Here is a 22,603-nt window from a genome sequence, read left to right on the forward strand (position 1 = left end):
CATGGCACTGGGAGACATCGTCCTCGGGCAGAACCAGTACGGGAAGGCCGAGTGCCGCCTGGTGCGGGTGCGCCGCGACGTCGGCCGTCCGGGACGCCACGCGATCACCGACCTCAACGTCACCACCCAGCTCACCGGCGACTTCGCCGCCTGCCACCTCGAGGGCGACAACGCCAACGTGCTGGCCACCGACAGCCAGAAGAACACCCTCTACGCCTTCGCCCGCGAGCGCGGGATCCCCACCGTCGAGGGCTTCCTGCTCGACGCCGCCGCCCACTTCGTCGGCTCCTTCGAGCCGGTGCATGGCGCCGACCTCTCCGCCGAGCTCTACTCCTGGGACCGCATCGAGGTCGACGGCGTACCGCACGACCACGCCTTCGTGCGCACCGGCCAGGAGGTGCGCACCGCCCGGGTGCAGCACGACGCCGACGGCGTCACGGTGCACGCCGGGATCACCGACTGCGTGCTGCTGAAGTCGACCGGCTCGGAGTTCCACGGCTTCCCGCGCGAGCGGTTCACCACCCTGGCCGAGACCGACGATCGCATCCTCGCCACGAGCATGACCGCCACCTGGCGCTACGCCGCCGGCGCCGAGGCCGACCTCGACTTCGACGCCGTGCACGCCGGCGTCCGCGCGGTGCTGCTGGAGACCTTCGCCTCGCTGCACTCCCTGGCGCTGCAGCAGACCATCCACGCGATGGGCCGCGCGGTGCTCGAGGCGTACCCGCAGATCGCCGAGATCCGACTGGCCTGCCCGAACAAGCACCACTTCCTCGTCGATCTCTCCCCCTTCGGCCTCGACAACCCGAACGAGGTCTTCTTCGCCGCCGACCGCCCCTACGGCCTCATCCAGGCCACGGTGCTGCGCGAGGGCGCATGAGCGCGGCCGACTCCCTCGCCTCCCTCGCGGCGGTCGCCGGCACCCGGGTGGTGCTGGGCGAGCGCATCGTGCCGGCGGTGGTGCGGATCGCCGACGGCGTCATCACCGCCGTGGAGCAGCACCCGGACGCGGCCTCGCTGCAGGGCGCGCTGGCCGGGCTGGACGCGGCGGGCGGCCCAGTGCTGCGCGCCCCCGACTCCGCGGTGGTGCTGCCCGGCGGCGTCGACACCCACGTGCACGTCAACGAGCCGGGCCGCACCCACTGGGAGGGCTTCTCCTCGGCCACCCGGGCGGCCGCGCTCGGCGGCGTCACGACGATCGTGGACATGCCGCTGAACTCGCTGCCGCCGACCACCACCGTCGAGCACCTGCGGGTCAAGCAGGCCGCGGCGGCCGAGCAGCTGGCCGTCGACGTCGGCTTCTGGGGCGGGGCGATCCCGGGCAACCTCGCCGACCTCGAGCCGCTCTGGGACGCCGGGGTGATGGGCTTCAAGTGCTTCCTCTCGCCCTCCGGCGTCGAGGAGTTCCCGCCGCTGGGGCCGGCCGGGCTGGCCGCCGCGCTGCGGGAGGTCGCGCGGCTGGACGCGCTGCTGATCGTGCACGCCGAGGACGCCGACGTGCTGGCCCGCACCCCCGCGCCGCCGTCGCGGGCCTACGCGGACTTCGTCGCCTCGCGCCCGCACGACGCCGAGCTCGCCGCGATCGCCCGGGTGATCGAGGGCGTGCGCACCACCGGCGCCCGCGCGCACCTGCTGCACCTCTCCTCGGCCCGCGCGCTCGACCTCATCTCCGACGCCCGCGCCGAGGGCCTGCCGCTCACCGTCGAGACCTGCCCGCACTACCTGTGCCTGACCGCCGACGCCATCCCCGACGCGGCACCGGAGTTCAAGTGCTGCCCGCCGATCCGCGACGCCGGCAACCGCGACGCCCTGTGGGACGGGCTGCGCGAGGGCCTCATCGACCTCGTCGTCAGCGACCACTCGCCGGCCGACGCCGCCGAGAAGGAGCGCGGCGACGGCGATCTCCAGCAGGCGTGGGGCGGGGTCTCGGGCCTGCAGGTGGGGCTGACGGCGGTGCTCGCCGAGGCCCGCGTCCGCGGGATCGACGCCGCCACCGTGAGCCGCTGGACCTCCCGCGCGCCCGCCGACCTCGTCGGCCTGCACGCCAAGGGCCGCCTGGAGCCCGGCGCCGACGCCGACCTCGCGATCTTCGACGAGGCGCAGGCGCTGCACGTCGACGCCGCGCTGCTCGCGCACCGCAACCCGATCTCCGCCTACGACGGCCGGGTCTACCCCGGTCGGTTCACCGCCACCGTCCGCGCCGGGCGCCTCCTCGACGACGCCGCCCTCCCGCGCGACGCCGCGATGCTCGCGCGTCCGGCGAGCCGTCGCCCCACCCGCCCGTCCCCGCAGGAGGCCCTGGCATGAGCCTGCCCGTCGACCCGCCGCCGCGCCTGCTGATGGGCCCCGGCCCGATCACCGCCGACCCCCGCGTGCTGCGGGCGATGTCGGCGCAGCTCGTCGGCCAGTACGACCCCGCGATGACGGCGTACATGACCGAGACGATGGCGCTCTACCGCGGCGTGTTCGCCACCGAGAACGAGCAGACGCTCCTCGTCGACGGCACCTCGCGGGCCGGCATCGAGGCCGCGCTGGTCTCGCTGCTGGAGCCCGGCGACCGCGTGCTCGTGCCGGTGTTCGGACGCTTCGGGCACCTGCTCGTCGAGATCGCCGAGCGGTGCCGCGCCGAGGTGCACGTCGTCGAGGCGCCGTGGGGGCAGGTCGTCACGCCCGAGGCGGTCGAGGAGGCCGTCGTCCGGGTGCGGCCGAAGGTGCTGGCCACCGTGCAGGGCGACACCTCCACCACGATGTGCCAGCCGCTGGCCGACCTCGGGGAGATCTGCCGGCGGCACGACGTGCTGCTCTACTGCGACGCCACCGCCTCCCTCGGCGGCAATCCGCTGCCCACCGACGCCTGGGGCCTCGACGTCGTCACCGCCGGGCTGCAGAAGTGCCTGGCCGGACCCTCGGGCAGCGCGCCGATCACGATCTCCCCGCGCGCCGCCGAGGTGATCTCCGCGCGGCGCCACGTCGAGGCCGGCATCGCGGCGGCCGACGACGTGCCGCGCGGCACCCGGATCGCCTCGAACTACCTCGACCTCGCCCAGATCATGGAGTACTGGGGGCCGCGGCGGCTCAACCACCACACCGAGGCCACCACCATGCTCTACGGCGCCCGGGAGTGCGCCCGCATCCTGCTCGAGGAAGGGCTCGAGGAGGCGATCGCCCGGCACCGGCTGCACGGCGAGGCGACGCTCGCCGGCGTCCGCGGGCTGGGGCTGGAGGTCTTCGGCGACGTCGCCCACAAGATGACCAACGTCGTCGCCGTGCTCATCCCCGACGGCGTGGACGGCGAGTCGGTGCGCGGCGCGCTGCTGCACGACTTCGGCCTCGAGATCGGCACCAGCTTCGGGCCGCTCCACGGACGCGTGTGGCGCATCGGGACGATGGGCTACAACGCCCGCACCGACGCCGTCCTCACCACCCTGGCCTGCCTGGAGCAGGTGCTGCGCGCCCACGGCGTCGCGGTCACCGCCGGCGGCGGCGTCGGGGCGGCGCAGGAGGTGTACGCATGAGCGCTCTCGACCCGACCACCGCGGCCGGGGTGCTGGCCCGCTGCGCCGAGCTCGAGCGCCTCTCCGCACGCCCCGACGTCCTCGAGCGCACCCACCTGACCCCCGAGCACGCCGCCGCGAACCGGCTCGCCGCCGGCTGGATCGAGCAGGCGGGCCTGGTCGCGCGCGTCGACGCCGCCGGCAACGTGTGCGGACGCCGCGGCGAGCCGGGGCGTCCGGCGCTGCTGCTGGGCAGCCACCTCGACACCGTGCCCGACGCCGGCGCCTACGACGGCATGCTCGGCGTCGTCATGGCCATCGCGGTCGCGCAGCGGCTGGGCCAGCGCATCGACGACGGCGAGATCGAGGAGCTGCCGTTCGCCCTCGAGGTCATCGGGTTCAGCGACGAGGAGGGCGCCCGCTTCGGCACCGCGCTGCTGGGCTCGAAGGCCGTCGCCGGGCTGTGGGACCCCGCCTGGCTCGAGCTCGTCGACGCCGACGGCGTCACCCTGCGCCGCGCCCTGGAGGACTTCGGGCTCGATCCCGCCCGGGTCGGCGACGCCGCACGCCGCCCCGAGGAGCTGATCGGGTACCTCGAGGCCCACATCGAGCAGGGGCCCTGCCTCGAGGCCCGCGACGCCTCCCTCGGCTACGTCACCACCATCGCCGGCGCGCGCCGCTTCCGGCTCAGCGTGCTCGGCGAGGCCCGGCACGCCGGCGGCACCCCGTGGGAGCGGCGCCGCGACGCCCTCGTCGGCGCCGCCGAGGTGATCTCGCTGGTGGAGCGGGTGGGCCGGGCGAGCAGCGGCATCGCCACCGTCGGCTGGATCGAGGCCAGCCCGGGCGCGGTCAACGTGATCGCCGGCCGCGTCGACCTCAGCCTCGACCTGCGGGCGGCCACCGACGAGGAGCGCGACGACCTCTGGGACCGGCTGCACGCCGGCATCGCCGAGCTGTGCGCGGCCCGCGACCTCGGGCTCGAGGTCGTCGAGGGCCACCGGGCGGCGTCCGCGCCCTGCGCGGCGTGGCTCACCGACGCCGTCGTCCAGGGCATCCGGCACACCGGCGACCCCGACCCGCTCGGGCTGTGGAGCCGCGCCGGGCACGACGCGATGGCGATCGCCGCGATCGCCGACGTGGCGATGCTGTTCCTGCGCTGCTTCGACGGCATCAGCCACCATCCGGCCGAGGACGTGCGGGAGGTCGACGTCGCCGCCGGGCTCGACGCCCTCGAGGCCGCCGTGCTGGCCGTCGCCGCCGGCGAGCGGGCCCGGCTCACCGCGGGGCGCGGACGATGACGCTCGCGCCGATCGACCCCACCCCGATCGACCCGACCCCGATCGACCAGCGGATCGCCGACCGGCGCCACGCCCTCTCCCCCCAGGAGCGCCGGGCGGCGGCCACCCTGCTCGACCACCTCGACGACCTCGCCACCTACCGCGCCGCCGAGCTGGCCTCGCTGGCCGGCGTCTCGAAGGCCACGATGAGCCGGCTCTTCCGCAGCCTCGGCTTCGCCGACTTCGACGAGGTGCGCGAGCACCTGCGCGCCCTGCGAGCCCTGGCCGTCACCGAGGGCGCGCCGGGCCGCGTCGGCGCCCGGCCCGACCTCGCGGGCCACCTCGCGCTGGAGGCCGACGGGCTGCGGCGGGCGGTCGAGCAGGCCGGCGTCGCCGCCGCGGTGAGGCTGCTCGCCGACGCCCGCCGGGTGACGGTGGCCGGCTGGCGCAACAGCCACCCCGTCGCCCTGCACCTGCGCCAGCAGCTGGCCCACGTGCGCGACGACGTCCGCCTCGCGCCGCTGCCGGGCCAGGTCAGCGGCGAGGAGCTCGTGGGTCTGGGCGCCGGCGACGTCGTCGTGGCCGTCGGGTTCCGCCGCCGGCCCGCCGGATTCGGGGCGTTCGTGGCCGAGGCCGGCCGCACCGGCGCGGACGTCGTCGTGCTCGCCGACCCCACCGGCGCCGACCATGCGAGCGGCGCGGCGGTGTGGCTGGAGTGCCCGCTGGCCGGCGGACTCGGCTTCGACTCCTACGCCGCCGCGATGGGCCTGGTGGCCGTGCTGGCCGACGGCGTCCTCGAGCGCCTGGGCCCGGGCGCCGCGCAGCGCGTCGCGGCGATCAGCGCCTCCTACCGGCGTCTGGGCGAGGTGGAGGCCTGATGGACCTCGGCGCCGTCACGTCCTTCCGCAGCGCCCGCAGCCGCGCCGACCTCGCGCTCGCCGACGGGGAGACCGTGCTCGGCGGCGGCACCTGGCTGATGTCGCAGCCGCAGCCCGGCGTCCGCGGCCTGCTCGATCTCACGACCCTCGGCTGGCCCGACCTCGAGCCGCTGCCCGACGGCGGCCTGCGGATCGCGGCCACCTGCCCCATCGCCACCCTCGCCGCCCACGCCGGCTCGCCGCTGTTCGCGCAGGCCGCCGAGGCGCTGCTGATGTCGTTCAAGATCCAGCAGGTCGCCACGGTGGGCGGCAACGTCTGCCTGGCGCTGCCCGCCGGCGCGATGACCTCCCTGCTGGCCGGGCTCGATGCCACCGCGGTCGTGTGGACCCCCGACGGCGGGGAGCGTCGCGAGCCCGTGGCGACGCTGGTGCGCGGCGAGCGGCGCACGTCCCTGGCGCCCGGCGAGGTGCTGCGCGCCGTCGACGTGCCGGCCGCCTCGCTGGCCGCACCGGCCGCGCTGCGGCGCATCGCGCTGACCGACCACGGCCGCTCGGCGGCGCTCGTCGTCGGCCTGGCCACCCCGGCCGGCCCGCGCGTCACCGTCACCGCCTCGACCACACGTCCGGTGGTGCTCGCCGAGCCCGACGCCGACGACGCCCTGGCCGGCGTCCCGTGGTTCGAGGACGCCCACGGCGCCGCCGACTGGCGCGCCGCGATGACCGGCGTCCTGGTGCGCGAGGTCGTCGCCGAGCTGGGGCGGGCCGCGTGAGGGTCGACGGGCAGGAGGTCGACACGCAGCCGCGACCGGGCCAGTGCCTGCGCACGTTCCTGCGGGAGACCGGCCACCTGGCGGTGAAGAAGGGCTGCGACGCCGGCGACTGCGGCGCCTGCGGGGTGCTCGTCGACGGCGTCCCGCGGCACTCCTGCCTGGTGCCGGCGGCCCGCGCGGTGCGCGACGACGTCGAGGTCACCACCGCCGCCGGGCTCGGCACCCCGGAGGCGCCGCACCCGGTGCAGCAGCGGTTCCTCGACGCCCAGGGCTTCCAGTGCGGCTTCTGCACCGCCGGGATGGTCGTGACCGCGATGGCGCTGGAGGGGGCGCGCGCGAACGAGGCGCCCGACCGGCTGTGGAAGGGCAACCTGTGCCGCTGCACCGGCTACCGCTCGATCCGCGACGCCCTCGCCGGACGCTGCACCGTGAGCGCCGCCGGCGGCCTGGGCACCTCGACGCCCGTGCCCGCCGGCCCGCGGATCGTCACCGGCCGCGAGGAGTACACCCTCGACGTCCCGGCCGACCACGTCGCCGCCGACACCCTGCACGCCGTGCTGCTCACCAGCCCGCACCCCCACGCCCGGATCCGGAGCATCGACACCGCGGCCGCCGAGGCCGCCGACGGCGTCCACCTCGTGCTCACCCACCGCGACGCCCCCGACGTCCTCTACTCCACCGGCCGCCACGAGAGCCGCCTCGACGACCCCGACGACACCCGCCTGCTCGACGACGTCGTCCGGTTCCACGGCCAGCGGGTGGCGGTGGTGGTGGCCGAGAGCGTCGCGCGGGCCGAGGCCGCGGCGGGCCTGATCGAGGTCGACTACGAGGTGCTGCCCGCCGTCCTGGACCCCGAGGCGGCGCGCGCGCCCGGCGCGCCGCTGGTGCACGGCGAGAAGGACGCCGTCGTCCACCGCATCAGCGAGCCGGGTCGCAACGTCGTCGCCCAGACCCACGGCGAGGTCGGCGACGTCGAGGCCGGCCTGGTCGCGGCGGCCGCGCGGGTGAGCGGGGTGTGGCGCACCGCCCGGGTCTCGCACGTCGCGCTGGAGACCCACGGCGCCCGCGCCTGGCTCGAGGACGGCCGACTGGTGGTGCGCACCTCCACCCAGGTGCCGTTCCTGGTGCGCGACGAGCTCGCGCACGTGCTGGGCCTGCCGCGGGAGTCGGTGCGGGTGCACGCCGCCCGCGTGGGCGGCGGGTTCGGCGGCAAGCAGGAGATGCTCGTCGAGGACGTCGTCGCGCTGGCGGTGCTGCGGCTGGCCGAGGGCGGCACCCCGCGTCCGGTGCAGCTGGAGCTGACCCGCGAGCAGCAGCTGACCTGCGTCCCGGTGCGCCACCCGATGCGGGTGGCCGTCGAGCTCGGCGCGGACGCCGACGGCGTGCTGACGGCGATGCGCGTCGACGTGCTCAGCGACACCGGCGCCTACGGCAACCACGCCGCGGGCGTGCTCTTCCACGGCGTCCACGAGTCGGTGGCGCTCTACCGGTGCCCGGCCAAGCGGGTCGACGCCGAGGCGGTCTACACCCACCAGCTGCCCTCCGGCGCGTTCCGCGGCTACGGCCTGGGCCAGGTGATCCTGGCGGTGGAGTCGGCGATGGACGAGCTGGCGCGCGAGGTGGGTCTGAGCCCGGCGGAGATCCGGCGGCGCAACGTCGTGCGGCCCGGCGACCCGCTGGTGGTGAACGGCCCGGCCGACACCGACGTCGAGCTGCACGGCGACGGCCTGCTGCAGTGCCTCGACCTCGTCGAGGAGGCGCTGGCGCGCGACGCCGGCGACCCCGCGCCCGAGGGCTGGCTGGTGGGCGAGGGCCTGGCCGCGGCGATGATCGCCACCATCCCGCCGCGCGGGCACCACGCCACGGCGTCGGTGAGCGCGCTGGCCGACGGCACCGTGCTGCTGGAGGTGGGCACCGCCGAGTTCGGCAACGGCTCGGCCACCGTGCACCGCCAGATCGTCGCCGAGGAGCTCGGCCGGCTCGCTCCGGCCTGGGCCGACCCGGCGCGCATGCGGGTGCGGCACGGCGACACCGACGCCACCGCCCACGACACCGGCGCCTACGGCTCCACCGGCTCGGTGGTGGCCGGCGGCGCGGTGGCCGCGGCCGCCCGCGCGCTCGGCGTCCGCCTCGCCGCCGGGGAGCGGCCGACGCCGGAGCAGCCCGTCCGCGCCGACGGCGCCCACCACGGCACGCCCCGCTCGACGGCCCACAACGTCCACGGCGTCCGGGTGGCGGTGCGCCCCGAGACCGGCGAGCTGCGGATCCTGCGCTCGGTGCACGCCGCCGACGCCGGCCGGGTGCTCAACCCCGAGCAGCTGCGCGGGCAGATCGAGGGCGGCGTCGCGCAGGGCCTGGGCAGCGCGCTGTGGGAGGAGGTGACGCTGCGCGAGGGCGTCGTCACGACCCGCACGCTGCGCGACTACCGGGTGCCGCAGCTCGGCGACGTCCCGGCCACCGAGGTGCTCTTCGCCGACACCCACGACCCGCTCGGCCCCGGCGGCGCGAAGTCGATGAGCGAGGCGCCGTACAACCCGGTGGCGCCGGCGGTGGCCAACGCCGTCCGCGACGCGATCGGCCGGCGTCCCCACGAGCTGCCGATCAGCCGCGATCGGATCTGGCGCCTGCTCCACCGGGACGGGTCGATGTGAGGAGAAGCATCCTCAGATGCGTGACGTGCGTCCTGTCGACGGCCCCGCCACCCCTGCTATCACTACCCTCATGACCCGCGCGATCCTCATCACCGGCGCCGCCGCCGGCATCGGCCGCACCACCGCCCTCACCTTCGCCCGCGAGGGCTGGACCATCGGCGGCTACGACATCGACGAGGCCGGCCTGGCCACCCTGGCCGCCGAGGTCGAGGCGCTGGGCGCGAAGGTCGTCACCGGCCGCCTCGACGTCCGCGACGCCGACGCCTTCACCGCCGCCGTCGACGCCTTCGTCGCCGAGACCGGCCGCCTCGACGTCCTGGTGAACAACGCCGGCATCCTGCGCGGGGGCCGCTTCGAGGACATCACCACCGAGACCCACCACCTCGAGATCGACATCAACGTCAAGGGCGTCGTCAACGGCGCTCACGCCGGCTTCCGCCACCTCAAGGCCACCCCCGGCTCGGTCATGGTGAACCTCTCCTCCGCCTCGGCGATCTACGGCCAGGCCGAGCTGGCCAACTACAGCGCCACCAAGTTCTTCGTCCGCGGCCTCACCGAGGCGCTCGACCTCGAGTGGGGCGCCCACGGCGTCCGCGTCGTCGCGATCTGGCCGCTGTTCGTCGAGACCGCCATGACCACCGACCTCACCACCGGCACCACCGAGTCCCTCGGCATCCGCCTGGGCCCCCAGGACGTCGCCGACACCATCCGCGCCGCCGTCGAGCCGCACCCGGCCCGCCGCGCCATCCACCAGGTGCACTACCCCGTCGGCGCCCAGAGCTCCGTGCTCGCCCTCGGCGCCCGCTTCTCCCCCGCCTGGCTCACGCGGCTGGTGAACAAGCGTCTCGCCCACAGCTGACCCGCCCGCGGGCTTGTAACGCGGAGTCCCGTGCACTTCCCACCGGTTATGACCGGGGGCCAGTGCACGGGACTCCGCGTTACAAGGGGCGCGAGGCCGACGCGGCCCGCGCGTGCAGGCCGCCGACGAGCGCGACGGCCAGGATCAGGACGCCGGCCAGCACCAGGCCGGCGCCCAGGTGCCAGTGCAGGAGCGCGGCACCGGCGGCGGCGCCGGCGAGGATGAGCGCGACGGCGAGGAACCGGCGTCCGGAGCCACCGCCCTCGGCGCGCGCCTTGCCGCTGCCCAGCAGCGAGTCGGCGGCGAGGCCGGTGATCGTCGAGGTGACCACCACCGTCGTGACGTCCTTGACGGCGATGAACCGCGCCGTGGCCGCCTGCAGGCCCATGACGGCGCCGAGCAGCGTCGTCACCGTGACGCCGAGCGCCCGCTCCGGCTCCTCCCCGACGACGAGCAGCACCACCGCCAGCGCGAGGGTCACCACGCCGACGGCGGCGAGCAGCCCGGTGCTCAGCGGCGTCCAGGCGGCGTCGGCGCGCTTGAGCACGCGCCCCCCGAGCGCGGCGCCGGCCATGAAGCCCACCAGGGCGAGCACCGGCCCGAGGATCGGCAGGCCGTCGCCACCGACCAGCGCCATGCCGAGGATGACGACGTTGCCGGTCATGTTGCCGGTGAAGACCCGGTCGAGCCCCAGGTAGCCGACGGCGTCGACGATGCCGGTGGTGAAGGTGAGCACCAGCATCAGCACCAGGTGCACGCGAGCGGCGGGGACGGCGGCCAGGCGGGTCATGGACGCCATCCTGGCCTGCGCGCCGGACGCCGCGCTCAGGTGTCGGCGGACGGGGATGAGACGACCACCACGCCTCAGCCCGCCTCAGCCCTCCTGGGCGATCCGCTCGGCCGCGACGGCGAGGTCGTCGACGCCGGAGGCCAGGCGCTCGGGCTCGTCGGTGGCGAGGTCGAGGTGGAAGCCGTAGAGGGCGGAGTCGACGAGGGTGACCACGCGCTCGACGCCCGCGGGGTCGGCGCCGCAGCGCACGAGGTGGGCGGCGAGGGCGGCGGCCCAGCGGGCGTTGCCGGCGCGCACGGCCGAGCGGTACGGCTCGCGACCGATGAGGCCGGTGGCCGCGGCCTGGCAGTAGACGTCGAGGTAGCGGTGCAGCGGATCGCGCTGGAAGGCGGCCCACAGGGCGTTGACGCCGGCCCGGACGCCGTCGGCGGGCGCGAGGCGGTCGACCTCGGCGATCGAGAGCTCGCCGGCGCGCTGCACGACGGCCGAGACCAGCTCGTCGCGGGTGCCGAAGTGGTAGACGAGCATCCGGTCGGAGGTGCCGATGGCCGCGGCGACCGGCCGCAGCGTCAGGCCGATGAGGCCGTGCTCGAGGACGTGGCCGGTGACGGCGTCCAGGAGCTCGTCGCGACGATTCACCCGGCGACTGTAGCGAGTGCTACAGTCGAGACGAAATGTAGCAGTCGCTACATCCCTCGCAGCCACGTCAGGAAGTCCCGTGTACGCCGTCGTCCTCCTCCTCGCCGCCATCGGCATCGAGGTCGTCTCCACCGCCCTGCTCCCCCGCGCCCAGGGGTTCACCCAGCCCGGCTGGAGCGCCCTGGTGCTCGCCGGCTACACCGCCTCGGTGTGGCTGCTCGCCCTGGTCGTGCGCACGGTGCCGGTGTCGGTGGCCTACGCGGTGTGGTCGGGCGTCGGCACCGCGATCGTGGCCGTCATCGCCGCCTTCGCGCTGATCGGCGTCGCCGAGGGCGTCGTCGGCAAGCGTCGCGTCTGATCCTGCCCGCCCGACAGCGCTTCTGCTCGGGGCGCTCAGCCGCGTGACGCGGTGAGCGCCTCGAGCAGCCGCGCGAACCGCTCGGTGAGCTGCTCGGGGGTCTGCTCCGGGTGGTCGAACCACCACGTCATGAGCGCGGTGACGACGGCCTGCCACACGTGGTTCATGGCCGCGGCGTCCATGGCCGCCACCGCGGGGCCGGGGTCGGCCCCGCCCACCTCGAGCGCCGCGCGGACGCCGACCGCGCCGAGCTCGGTGAGCCGCTCCCGCGCCGTGCGCGCGGCCTCCTCGGCCTGCGAGCCGGCCGGCAGCGTGAGGTCGTAGACGAGCATCCAGTCGCGCGGGCGCTCGCGGACGGTCTCGAAGATCGTGCGCATCGTCTCCAGCGCCATCGCGACGCCGGGCTCAGCCTGGGCCACCACCGGCTCGATGCGCTCGAGCAGCAGCGCGGCGACCTCCTCGGCGCAGCGCGCGTAGAGCGCGTCCTTGGTGCCGAAGTAGGCGTGCACGAGCGGCTTGGAGATGCCGGCCCGCGCGGCGACGGCGTCGATGCCGGCCTGGTGGTAGCCGCGCTCCCCGAACTCGGCCAGCGCGGCGGCCAGGATCTGCTCCTCGCGCTCGGCGCGCGGCATGCCGCGGGTGCCGACGTGAGCCATGACCGCACCCTACGGTCTGGACGACCCTTGCCAATTGACTCACGAGTCAATTAACCTCGTCCCATGCTGGACGCCCTCGTCGACCCCCTCGCGCGCCTGTGGGACGCGCTGCCGGGCCCGCTGCAGGACCCGGTGGCCCTCGCCATCCCGTTCTTCCTGATCTCGGTGATCCTCGAGTCGCTCGCCGCCCTGCTGCTGGAGGACGAGCGCCCGGAGTCCGAGCGCATCGCCCCCGACGGCCGCGCCGTCCCGCTGCGCGGCCAGTACCACCGCCAGGACGCCCTGGCCAGCATGCTCATGGGCCTGATCTCGGTGGGCACCACGGGCGCGCTGAAGGTCGGCGCGCTGGTCGTCTACGCCGCGCTCTTCGCCTACGTCGCGCCCTGGCAGCTGCCCGAGGGCAGCGTCTGGTCGTGGCTGCTGGTGATCGTGCTCATCGACTTCCTCTTCTACTGGACCCACCGCGTGGCGCACCGCGTCCGCATCGTGTGGGCCACCCACCAGGCCCACCACTCCAGCGAGTACTTCAACTTCGCCACCGCGCTGCGGCAGAAGTGGAACAACAGCCACGACCTGCTGATCTGGCTGCCGCTGCCCGCGCTCGGCGTCCCGCCGGCGATGATCTTCGCGGCGTTCTCGATCAACCTCGTCTACCAGTTCTTCGTGCACACCGAGCGGGTCGACCGCCTCTGGCGCCCGATCGAGCTGGTCTTCAACACGCCCTCGCACCACCGCGTCCACCACGGCTGCGACCCCGAGTACCTCGACCGCAACTACGCCGGCATCCTCATCGTCTGGGACCGCCTCTTCGGCTCCTTCCAGGAGGAGATCCGCCGCCCGGTCTACGGCCTCACCACGCCCGTCGGCACCCGCAACATCTGGACGCTCCAGACCCACGAGTACGCCGCCATCGCCCGCGACGTGCGGGCCGCTGCCACCTGGCGCGAGAAGCTGGGCTACGTGTTCGGCCCGCCGGGCTGGACGCCCACCGCCTCCGCGCCCGCCGTCTCGACCTCCACCGCGGCAGGCGACGCCGCGGCCTGAGGCGCCACCGGCGGCGTCGGCTCCCCGACCCGCAGGAACGCGCCCGTGCGCTCGCGGCCGAGCACCTCGGTGGGCTCGCCGTCCTCCACGACCACCCGGCCCGAGACGAGCACGGCCCGCACCGCGGCGTCGTTGCGGTTGACCATGCGCCGCAGTCCGCCGTAGTGCTCCACCGGGCTCTCGTGGTACTCCTCCAGCCGCTCGTCGAGGGCCGTGGGATCGAGCACGACGACGTCGGCCCGCGAGCCCTCCCGGAGGTGGCCGGCGTCCAGGCCGTACCAGTCGGCGAGCTCGCCGGTGAGCCGGTGCACGGCCTGCTCGACGCTGAGGAACGGCCGGCCGGCGAGGTCGGCGTCGCGCACGTGGCGCAGCAGCCGCAGCCCCATGTTGTAGAAGGCCATGTTGCGCAGGTGGGCGCCGGCGTCGGAGAAGCCCATCTGGACGCCGGGGTCGGCGGCCAGCACCCGCAGCAGCTCGGGACGGTGGTTGGAGATCGTGGTGCGCCAGCGGATGGCGGTGCCGTGCTCGAGCACGAGGTCGAGGAAGGCGTCGACGGGGTGCAGCCCACCGCGCTCGACGCCCACCTGGCCGAAGCTCTTCCCCACCACGGAGGCGTCGGGGCAGGCGACGATCTCGGCGTCGAAGAAGTCGCGGTGCCACACCCGCGGGCCGAAGCGCGACTCGTAGTCCTTGCGGAAGCGCCGCCGGTACGCCTCGTCGCGCAGCAGCTCGTTGCGCGCCACCTGGTCGGCCAGGTGCAGCGCGGCGGCGCCGGAGCCGAACTCCTCGAAGATCACCAGGTCGATGCCGTCGGCGTAGACCTCGAAGGGCACCGGCAGGTGCTGCCAGCGGAAGTCGCCGCCGAGGCGGTTCACGGTGCGTGCGAGCGGGCCCATGATCCGCACCGCCGGCGGCACGGCCTTGATGTCGGCGGCCGAGAGCAGGCTGGTCTTGAGCGCCTTGCGGCCGCGGCGCCGCACCGAGTTGAACGCCGCCTCGACGATCGTCTGCGGGTGGGTGATGTCGGGGCCGGACTGCAGCACCCGGCCGCGCTCGCGCAGCAGGTCGGTGAGGCGACGCAGCTCGCCGCGGCGTGCGTAGGTCGACGGCAGCGTGCGCGAGCGGCACAGGTCGCCGTCGAGCTTGTCGAAGAGCAGCTGCTGGCTGGACATGCCGAGGAAGCCGGCGTCGAGCGCCGAGCGCACCCTTTGCTCCATCTGCGTCTGCTCGGCCTCGGTGGGCCGCACCTCGGCGCGGGTGGCGCGGTCGAGGCCCATGACGGCGGTGCGCACGTCGGAGTGGCCGATGAACGCTGCGATGTGCGGACCGAGCGGCACCGACTCCAGGGCCGCGACGTAGGACGGCGCGTCGTCCCAGGTCTGGTGCCGCTGCACGGCGTCGATGACCTGCAGGCGCGGGATCGCCTCGACGCGACCGAAGAGGTCGCCGGCGTCGACCGGACCGACGTGCACGGTGGAGAGCGAGCAGGAGCCCACGAACACGGTGGTGACGCCGTGGCGCACCGACTCAGCCAGCCCGGGGCCGTCGAGCACCTCGACGTCGTAGTGGGTGTGGATGTCGACCAGGCCGGGCAGCACCCAGCAGCCCTCGGCGTCGATGACCCGTGTGCCCTCCCCTGCCGGGAGCGGCTCGGCGGAGACCGCGACGACGACGCCGTCGCGCAGGCCGAGGTCGCGGATCGCGGAGGGGGCGCCGGAGCCGTCGAACCAGCGGCCGCGGCGGATGAGGGTGTCGTACGTCACGCCCCCAGGACACCGTCCGATCTGACGCGCGTCAAGAGCCCGTCCGGGCCCCTGCGAGGTGGCGTTCGAGGTGGCGCAGCGCGCTGCGCGCCGCCTGGTGGCCGCACATCCCGTGGACGCCCGCGCCCGGCGGGGTGCTCGAGGAGCACAGGAACACCCCGGTCACGCCGGTGGCGTAGGGGTCGACGCCGAGCCGCGGCCGCGCGAGCAGCTGCACGACGTCGTTGGCGCCGCCGGCGATGTCGCCGCCCACGTAGTTGGGGTTGTGGGCCTCGTAGTCGCCGGGACCGTGCACGGCCGTGGCGCGGATGCGGCCTCGGAAGCCGGGGGCGAACCGCTCGACCTGGTCGAGGATCGCCGCGCTCGCGTCGCCCTCATGGCCGTTCGGCACGTGCCCGTAGAGCCACACCGGGTGGAGGTCGCCGACCGAGCGGGACGGGTCGGCCACCGACTGCTGGGCCAGCAGCACGAACGGCCGCTCGGGCATCCGGCCGGCCACGACGTCGGCCTCGGCTCGCGCGACCTCCTCCCACGTGCCGCCGACGTGCACGGTGCCGGCGCGGCGGGCGGCCTCGTTCGTCCACGGCACCCCGCCCTCGACGGCGAGGTCGAGCTTGAAGGCGGCCGGGCCGTAGCGCCAGCGGCGGTAGGCGCGGTCGATGCGCCCCGGCAGGCGGCCGTCGAGGATCTCGCGAGCGCCTGACGGCGTGGTGTCGAGGAGGGTGACGTCGGAGGCCGGGAGGTCCGGGGCACCGCGCACGCGCGTGCCGGTGTGGATCTCGCCGCCGAGCTCGCGCAGCAGCGAGGCCAGCGCGTCGGTGATCGCGGCGCTGCCGCCCACCGCCACCGGCCAGCCGTGCGCGTGGCCGGCCGCGGTGAGGATCAGGCCGACCGCGGCCGTCGCCGGGCGGTGCAGCGGCTGGTAGGCGTGCGCGGCGGAGCCGGCGAACAGCGCCCGGGCCTGCGGGGTGCGGAAGCGGCGCAGCAGCACCGACGCCGGGAGCCCCGCGAGCGCGCCGAAGCGGGCCATCCGCAGCGGGTGCGAGGGCCAGCGCACGATCGGGCCGAGCACGTCCTGGGCGAGCTCGTCGAACCCGTCGGTGAGCGGGCCGAAGATCTGACGCCAGGCCGCGCCGTCGCGTCCCAGGCCCGCGACCGTCGCGTCGAGGTCGCGCAGCAGGACGCCCGCGCTGCCGTCGTCGAGCGGGTGGGCGAGGTCGACCTCCGGCCAGGCCCACTCCAGGCCGTGCTCGGCCAGCGGGAGGGTCGCGAGGTAGGGCGAGCCGACGCCGAGAGGGTGCACCGCCGAGCAGATGTCGTGCCGCAGTCCGGGCAGCGTCAGCTCCTCGGTGCGGGTGCCGCCGCCGATGACGTCGGCCGCCTCGAGCACCGTCACCCGCAGACCGGCCTGCGCGAGCGTGACCGCGGCGGCCAGGCCGTTGGGACCGGCGCCGACGACGACGGCGGTGCGAGCGTCGGGACGTCTCTTCGCTGCGGGGCTCACCCGGTCGAGGATGCCAGGACCGCGACGACGACCCACGGCCCATCCGGTAGGGGTGGGCGCACCGAACCCCTCGACGTCGCCGCACCGAGATCCGAGGAGGATGCCGTGGTCGTGCTGGCCGTGCCGATCGCGCTCCTCGTGGGGGTGCTGCTCGGCGTCGGACTGCACCTGCTGCTCGTGCGGCCGCTGCGCGCGGTCCTCGACGCTCGGCCGGTGGTGGCCCGTGCCGCCGAGGAGCCCACAGACCCTGGCGACGCCGACGACCCTGCCGACGCGCCGCGCGTCGTCGTCCTCGACGTGCTCGACTCCGGGCCGGAGCGCGAGCGCCCGGCCCGACGCCTCCCCGACCTCACCCCGGCGCTCGCCCCGCTGGGCGCAGGCGTGGTGCTCGCGACGGCCGAGCTGCTCGGGCCGCGACTGCTCGACGTCGCCGGCCTGCCGACGTCGTCGCTGCGGGTGCTCGGCGGGATCGCGATCGCCGTCACCGGGCTGCTGCTCGTCGCGCCCGCCCTCGGCGCCCGCGCCCGGAGCGCCGTGGCCACCGTGCTGCCCCGGCGCTCGGAGGACCCCGCGTCGCCGCTCGTGCCGACCCTGCTCGCCGGGCTGGCCGCCCTGCCCGTCGCCGGCCCCGTGCTGGCTGCCCTCACCCCCGACGCCGCGTCCTCCGACGCGCGGGTCGTCGTCCCCGCGGTGGTGCTCGCCGCCGCCCTGGCCGGCGGGCTGGTGCTCGCTCCCCGCCCGCGCGTCGGCCCCGACCTGCGGCGTGCGGGCGCGGTCGCGCTCGTCGCGGGTCTCGTGCTGACCGTCGTCGTGCCGCTCGCACCGCACGTCGGACGGCTGCCCGCGCCCGTCGCCGCACCGGCGTCCGCGGGCTCCTCGCCGGGCACGAGCCGCTCGCCGGGGGCGACCGAGTCCTACACCGCCCTCGGGGGCAGCGGGCGACTGGTGCCGTTCACCGATCCCGAGAACCGGGCTCTCTCACGATGCGTGCCGGGCTCGGTGCTGCTGGCCTCGTGCGGAACGGCGCCGAAGATCCGCTTCGAGGGCTGGATCAACCTCGTCGGCGACACCCCGCCCCGGCTCCGCGGCCGTCCCACCATCCTCACGCTCTTCTCCGCCACCTGCCTGACCTGCGTGCGCGACCTCGCGCGCACCCAGCGACTGGCCGACGCCTACCCGCAGGCCTCGTTCATCGGCGTGCACACCGCGGAGTACCCGCTGGAGACGCGCGAGGTCGTCGAGCGGATGCTCGCCCGCAGCAGCGTCAGCTACCCGGTGGCGCTCGACACCGACAGCGAGACCTTCGACGCCTACCGCTCGCAGGTCTGGCCGGCCCACTACCTCATCGACGCCCGCGGCACCGTCCGCGCGATCGCCTTCGGCGCCGGTGGGCTGGAGACCCTCGAGCGCGGGCTGCGCACCCTGCTCACCGAGGAGGGACGCGATGCCGACCTCCCTGGCCCGCAGCTGCTCGTCGAGCCCGCGATGGCGCTGATCGGCCGCACGTCCGCGATCCGACTCTTCCCCGGCCAGGCCGGCTACGCCGGGGTGCCGCGCTACCTCTCCACCGAGGTCAGCCGCTACCAGCCGCTCCCCGGCGCCCAGCCGCTGAGCACCTACGGCCTCCAGGGCAGCTGGGACGTCCGCCGCGACTCCCTGCGCGCCACCTCTCCGGCCAGCATCCTGCGCCTGCGCTATCGCGCCAGCAACGTCGAGGCGGTCGTCACCGGCGAGGGCTTCATCAGCGTCGTCTCCGAGGACGGCTTCCGCACCATCGCCGTCCGCGGCCCCGGCGGCCTGCTGCGCCTGGCCACCTCCGACGCCGCCTCCGACCGCACCGTCCGCCTGCTGCCCTCGCCCGGGGTGCGGCTGTGGGGGTTCGCGTTCGAGTAGACGTTCAGCTCCCGGTCGCCTGTTCACCGGCGGTGGCCGGCGCTCCCGTGGTACGAAGCGCTCGACCACTCGGGACTCCGGAAAGACACGCCATGCCACGCCGCCTCACCGCCCTCCTCATCGTGCTCGCCGGACTCGCCGGTCTGCTGGGGATGACGCCCGCTCCCGCCCAGGCTCGCGCGGCGTCCTGCGGGGCGCTCTCGCTGGACTCGCTGCGCGTCGGCCAGCCGATCAGCGGCACCCTGTCCGCCGACGAGACCACCTGCTGGAGCCTTCCGTCGCAGGCCGCGGGCCTGACCCTCGTCGCGAGCGCCGACGGCGGTCCCGCGGCGCCGGAGGTCACGCTCGTCGATCCCGACGGCGCCGTCCAGTGCCGACTGGCCGGGTCCGGACCGTGCGTCGTGCCGGATCGCAGCGACCTGCGGATCCTGGTGCGCTCCCGCGCGGGCACGACCGCGCCCTACTCCGTCGACGTCCTGCGCGTCGACGACGCCGCAGGCTGCGGGCTCGCGCCGACCTCGACCCTCGGCAGCGCGCCGCGCCTGTTCCTCGGCCGCCTGCAGCCCTTCCAGCTCACCTGTCGCCGGCTCGAGCTGGCGGCGTCCACCCACCTGGTGCAGGTGGAGTCGCTGAACAGCGCGATCGGCTGGACGCTCTACCGCGACGACGCGCAGGTCGCCTGCTCCAGCAGCGACGACCAGCCGTGCCGGGCCCCGCAGGCGGGCACGTACGTGCTCGTCCTGGCCAACCGCGACGATCTCGACCCGGGGGCGCTCCCCTTCGACGCGTCGGTCACCGACGTGCTGGAGGCGGGACGCTGCGACGCCGTCGCCCCGACGTCCTGGCTCGAGGCGCCGCAGCGGATCGCCACCCGGAGCCGTCAGCAGGTGACCTGCCGCCGGCTCGACGCCCCGGCGGGCACTCCCCTCGTGCTCGCGGGCCGCACCCTCGACGAGGGACGGTCCGGCGACCGGGTGACGACACAGATCGTCGACGCCACCGGCACGCTCGCGTGCCCGCCCACCGTCGACGGCCTCGGCTGCACGCTGCGCGGCGCGGCGCCCTTCCGGATGCTCTCGCGGCTGCGCGGGGAGAGCGGCTCCTCCACGGGCGTCGGGTACGACGTCGTCGCCCGCTCCCTCGCCGCCGGCTCCGGCTGCCCCGTCATCGCCGCCGCACCGTTCGGCATCACCCCGGCCGACCGCCACCCGGGCATCGGCTGCCGCCAGCTCGACGGTCGGGCCGGAGAGCGCATCTGGCTCGCCTCCCACGCCACCGCCGCCGACGAGCAGCACGAGGACGCGCTCTACGACCCCGCGCTGCAGTCGGTGTGCGCGGGCGGCGACGGGGCGCCGCTGTGCACCCTGCCGAGCGACGGCCGCTACACGCTGATCACCGACGTCCTCGGCACCGACCAGCGCACCACCTTCCACGACCTCGGCTCGTCCGAGGGCTGCCTCCCCCAGGGCGACGACCTGAGCACCCGCAGCGGCGAGCGCACCCTCGGCCGGCTGGATTGCAGCGTGCTGCCGGTCGGCTCGAGCGGGGGACGCACCATCCAGATCGCCGACGCCCTCCAGCCGGGCGGGGCCCAGGCCTCGGTCCTCATCGTCGACGCCGAGGGTCGCGGCGTGTGCGCGAGCACCTCCGGCGGCGAGGCCCTTACCACCTGCCGCCTCGACGGGCCGGCCCCCTTCCGTGCCCTCGTCGACGCCGACTCCGCCCCGCGCTACACCGTCGCCTTCCTGCGCGAGGGGGCCGTCGAGTGCCCCGCCCTGCCTGCCGGCCTGGGCAACGGCCTCACGCTGCGGCTGCAGGGCGAGCGCCGCGCGGCGTGCGCGACCGTGACCGCCACGACCGGCCAGCAGCTGCACGTCCTGCGCCGCTCCGGAGGCAGCGTGCAGCTGGCCGCCGCCAGCGCGGCCGGCTGCACCTCGTCGCTGCTGTTCCACAGCATGCTGTGCCCGGGCTCGGGGACACGCACCGTCGTCGTCCTCGGCGAGGGCCCTGACGGCGTCAGCGAGCTGCGCCGCACCGACGACACCGGCGCGATGCTGTCCTTCACCCCGCCGCGCATCGTCGGCTCCGTGCGCGCCGGCGAGACCGTCAGCGCGGCTCGCGGCGACTGGTCCGCGGTGCCGGCCCGCTTCTCCTACCAGTGGCTGCTCGACGGACGCGCGCTCACCGGCGCGACCCGCTCGACGCTGCGCGTCCCGGCCGCGGCGCTGGGACGGCGCCTCAGCCTCCGGGTCCGGGCCACGCCCTACGTCGAGGTCCGCCCCGGCGAGGCGCTGTCGGCGTCCAGCAGCGTCCGGGAGGGAGCCGCACCGTCCCTCCTCACGGCGCCGTCGATCTCCGGCACTCGCACTGTCGGACGACGCCTCACCGCGTCCGTGGGCCGCTGGTCGCCGCAGCCGAGCAGCTACGTCGTCTCGTGGTACGTCGGGGGACGGTTCACCGGCATCCGCGCCCGCTCCCTGACGCTGACCTCCGCGATGCGCGGGAAGCGGATCGAGGCGGTCGTCACCGCACGACGCACCGGCTGCCGCGACGCCAAGGCGACCGCACGCACCTACCTGCCGCGCTAGGGCCGGGCCGTTCGAACCCGGGACGCACCTCGAGCCCGGGACCGGCTGTCGGTCGCGGGCTGAGGGTGCTGGAGCTCGTGCTGGTGGCGTCAGGGTGTGGGGGTCTCGGCAGGCTCGACCAACGGGAGTTGGACGGTGCCGGTGGGGCCTCGCCGGAAGTGGACGCCGGTGGGACTGGTCCAGAGGTGGTGGCCTGGATGGTCGGGGTCGGGCCGGTAGCGCCAGCCTGAATGGGTCTTGGAGCGATGGTGATGTCGACACAGGCACGCGAGGTTCCAGGATGACGTCGGGCCGCCGGAGTCGAACGGGTTGATGTGGTCCAGGTCCGCACGCCTCGCGGGGCGGCGGCAGTGGGGGAAGACGCAGGTGCGGTCCCGGACGATGACCTGCTCGCGGAGGAGTTGTGCGGCCTCGTAGGACTCGCAGTGCCGCTCGGCCGCCAGGTCGAGGACGGGCCGGATCGTCACCTTCGACGAGCCTGGGCACCAGCTCTTGACGGCGTCGAGGAGGAGCGGGGAGCGGGTGGCCTCGAGGGTGGCGATGGGGCCGATGTCGCCGAGGGCGTCGGCGGAGAGGTGGACGTAGAGGATCGTCTCGCGGCGACGGGCGGGCGCTGGGGTCTCGACAGGCTCGACCACCGACTCGGCGAGGTCCAGGTGCTGGCGCCCGAGCTGGCCAGCGGCCCACGCACGCCGCGCGTCGAGGGAGTCGGTCGAGCCGAGCGCGAGGGCCTGGTGGGCCAGCTCGGCGAGGGCGGCGTCGAGGTCGATCGCGTCCTCGCGGTCCATCCGGCCGTGCACGTCGACGGTGCCGTCCAGACTCGGCTGGTCGACGGCCACGTCGAAGCGCCGGTCGTCACGAGCCAGCCGCTGGCGCAGGGCCGCGAGATCGGGGTCGACCTGCTGCTCGGCGAGGTTGATCGCGTTCTCGATCGCCCGACGCCCGACGGAGTGCGCATAGGCGGCGAGGAGCTGATCCGCGCGAGCGGCGGCGTCGAAGGAGAGCACCATCGTGTGCTCGGTGATCCGACGCACCTGGGCGACGGTCACCTCGCCCTCGACGAGGCGGGTCCACAGGCGCGGGAGCCGGGTGCAGCCCTCGAGGGCGTGGCCGACGTAGTAGCGCCCGGAGTCAGTCGACATGCCCAGCGCGGCGGCGATCTCGTCGCAGCAGTACTCCGAGACCATCGGCGCACCCGGGCCGGCGATCGACACCTCGCAGTGCGTGCCCACGAGGAACGCGGCGTCCATCTCGTCCGCAACGGTGTGGGTGATCGCCCAGTCAGCAGCGATCTGGAAGACCTCACGCTCGGCGTCGTCAGCCACGGACCTGGCCTGCATCGCAGCGCGCAGGACGTCGCTGTCGCGCAGGAGACGGGGCTTCCGTGTGGCCATGCCTCATTCTATCCGAACACCAGTTCGAAGACGAGCGCCTGTGCA

Annotated in this window: 18 protein-coding genes; 12 read left to right on the top strand and 6 right to left on the bottom strand. The window is 75.3% G+C overall.

Annotation, left to right across the window (positions count from 1 at the left end; all coding sequences use genetic code 11):
• The first annotated feature begins 1 nt into the window (after position 1).
• The 8 genes from pucL to ACZDWJ_RS15435 all read left to right on the top strand — a co-directional run bounded on the left by pucL (position 2) and on the right by ACZDWJ_RS15435 (position 9,929).
• Positions 2–880 (top strand): factor-independent urate hydroxylase, encoded by an 879-nt coding sequence (gene pucL / locus ACZDWJ_RS15400; protein WP_463522225.1) that lies wholly within the window; start codon positions 2–4, stop codon positions 878–880.
• Positions 877–2,307 (top strand): allantoinase AllB, encoded by a 1,431-nt coding sequence (gene allB / locus ACZDWJ_RS15405; protein WP_463522227.1) that lies wholly within the window; start codon positions 877–879, stop codon positions 2,305–2,307. The genes pucL and allB overlap by 4 nt, the downstream gene beginning before the upstream one ends.
• Positions 2,304–3,515 carry a pyridoxal-phosphate-dependent aminotransferase family protein gene (locus ACZDWJ_RS15410; protein WP_463522229.1) on the top strand — a complete coding sequence of 404 codons (1,212 nt, stop codon included), beginning with the start codon at positions 2,304–2,306 and terminating at the stop codon, positions 3,513–3,515. The genes allB and ACZDWJ_RS15410 overlap by 4 nt, the downstream gene beginning before the upstream one ends.
• Positions 3,512–4,792 (top strand): M20 family metallo-hydrolase, encoded by a 1,281-nt coding sequence (locus ACZDWJ_RS15415; protein WP_463522231.1) that lies wholly within the window; start codon positions 3,512–3,514, stop codon positions 4,790–4,792. The genes ACZDWJ_RS15410 and ACZDWJ_RS15415 overlap by 4 nt, the downstream gene beginning before the upstream one ends.
• Entirely contained in the window at positions 4,789–5,649 is an 861-nt protein-coding gene (locus ACZDWJ_RS15420; RefSeq protein ID WP_463522233.1) for a MurR/RpiR family transcriptional regulator, read from the top strand. Before ACZDWJ_RS15415 ends, ACZDWJ_RS15420 begins: the two co-directional genes overlap by 4 nt.
• Positions 5,649–6,419, top strand: a complete 771-nt coding sequence (locus ACZDWJ_RS15425) for an FAD binding domain-containing protein (protein ID WP_463522235.1) — start codon at positions 5,649–5,651, stop codon at positions 6,417–6,419. Before ACZDWJ_RS15420 ends, ACZDWJ_RS15425 begins: the two co-directional genes overlap by 1 nt.
• On the top strand, positions 6,416–9,070 hold the full coding sequence (locus ACZDWJ_RS15430; protein ID WP_463522237.1) for a molybdopterin-dependent oxidoreductase: 2,655 nt from the start codon (positions 6,416–6,418) through the stop codon (positions 9,068–9,070). The genes ACZDWJ_RS15425 and ACZDWJ_RS15430 overlap by 4 nt, the downstream gene beginning before the upstream one ends.
• A 70-nt stretch (positions 9,071–9,140) precedes the next feature.
• Positions 9,141–9,929: an SDR family oxidoreductase gene (locus ACZDWJ_RS15435; RefSeq protein WP_463522239.1), complete on the top strand. Its 789-nt coding sequence runs from the start codon at positions 9,141–9,143 to the stop codon at positions 9,927–9,929.
• 79 nt (positions 9,930–10,008) lie between these two features.
• Here the strand turns inward: ACZDWJ_RS15435 and ACZDWJ_RS15440 are convergent, their stop codons facing one another.
• The gene (locus ACZDWJ_RS15440) at positions 10,009–10,719 is read right to left on the bottom strand and encodes a DUF1275 family protein (protein ID WP_463522241.1); all 711 of its coding nucleotides are present in this window, start codon (positions 10,717–10,719) and stop codon (positions 10,009–10,011) included.
• Positions 10,720–10,803: 84 nt separating this feature from the next.
• Positions 10,804–11,358, bottom strand: coding sequence for a TetR/AcrR family transcriptional regulator (locus ACZDWJ_RS15445; protein ID WP_463522243.1), 555 nt, complete (start codon positions 11,356–11,358; stop codon positions 10,804–10,806).
• Between the two features lie 79 nt (positions 11,359–11,437).
• On the opposite strand from ACZDWJ_RS15445, the gene ACZDWJ_RS15450 reads away from it, so the two are divergent.
• Positions 11,438–11,716, top strand: coding sequence for a DMT family transporter (locus ACZDWJ_RS15450; protein WP_463522245.1), 279 nt, complete (start codon positions 11,438–11,440; stop codon positions 11,714–11,716).
• Between the two features lie 35 nt (positions 11,717–11,751).
• Here the strand turns inward: ACZDWJ_RS15450 and ACZDWJ_RS15455 are convergent, their stop codons facing one another.
• Positions 11,752–12,372 (bottom strand): TetR/AcrR family transcriptional regulator, encoded by a 621-nt coding sequence (locus ACZDWJ_RS15455; RefSeq protein WP_463522247.1) that lies wholly within the window; start codon positions 12,370–12,372, stop codon positions 11,752–11,754.
• Positions 12,373–12,435: 63 nt separating this feature from the next.
• Between ACZDWJ_RS15455 and ACZDWJ_RS15460 the strand changes: the two genes are divergently transcribed.
• On the top strand, positions 12,436–13,416 hold the full coding sequence (locus ACZDWJ_RS15460) for a sterol desaturase family protein (protein ID WP_463522249.1): 981 nt from the start codon (positions 12,436–12,438) through the stop codon (positions 13,414–13,416).
• Here the strand turns inward: ACZDWJ_RS15460 and ACZDWJ_RS15465 are convergent.
• Both ACZDWJ_RS15465 and ACZDWJ_RS15470 read right to left on the bottom strand, forming a co-directional pair.
• Positions 13,329–15,179, bottom strand: coding sequence for an N-acyl-D-amino-acid deacylase family protein (locus ACZDWJ_RS15465; RefSeq protein ID WP_463522251.1), 1,851 nt, complete (start codon positions 15,177–15,179; stop codon positions 13,329–13,331). The two genes, ACZDWJ_RS15460 and ACZDWJ_RS15465, sit on opposite strands and share 88 nt — an antisense overlap.
• Positions 15,180–15,210: 31 nt before the next feature.
• The gene (locus ACZDWJ_RS15470) at positions 15,211–16,683 is read right to left on the bottom strand and encodes a phytoene desaturase family protein (protein ID WP_463522253.1); all 1,473 of its coding nucleotides are present in this window, start codon (positions 16,681–16,683) and stop codon (positions 15,211–15,213) included.
• Between the two features lie 105 nt (positions 16,684–16,788).
• Between ACZDWJ_RS15470 and ACZDWJ_RS15475 the strand changes: the two genes are divergently transcribed.
• Together ACZDWJ_RS15475 and ACZDWJ_RS15480 are read left to right on the top strand one after the other, a co-directional pair.
• Positions 16,789–18,576, top strand: a complete 1,788-nt coding sequence (locus ACZDWJ_RS15475; RefSeq protein ID WP_463522255.1) for a redoxin domain-containing protein — start codon at positions 16,789–16,791, stop codon at positions 18,574–18,576.
• 92 nt (positions 18,577–18,668) lie between these two features.
• Positions 18,669–21,164, top strand: coding sequence for a hypothetical protein (locus ACZDWJ_RS15480; RefSeq protein ID WP_463522257.1), 2,496 nt, complete (start codon positions 18,669–18,671; stop codon positions 21,162–21,164).
• 89 nt (positions 21,165–21,253) lie between these two features.
• Here ACZDWJ_RS15480 and ACZDWJ_RS15485 read toward each other — a convergent pair whose 3' ends face one another.
• On the bottom strand, positions 21,254–22,558 hold the full coding sequence (locus tag ACZDWJ_RS15485; protein ID WP_463522259.1) for an HNH endonuclease signature motif containing protein: 1,305 nt from the start codon (positions 22,556–22,558) through the stop codon (positions 21,254–21,256).
• Between the last annotated feature and the right edge of the window lie 45 nt (positions 22,559–22,603).

The organism is Nocardioides sp. B129/18 (assembly GCF_055282735.1).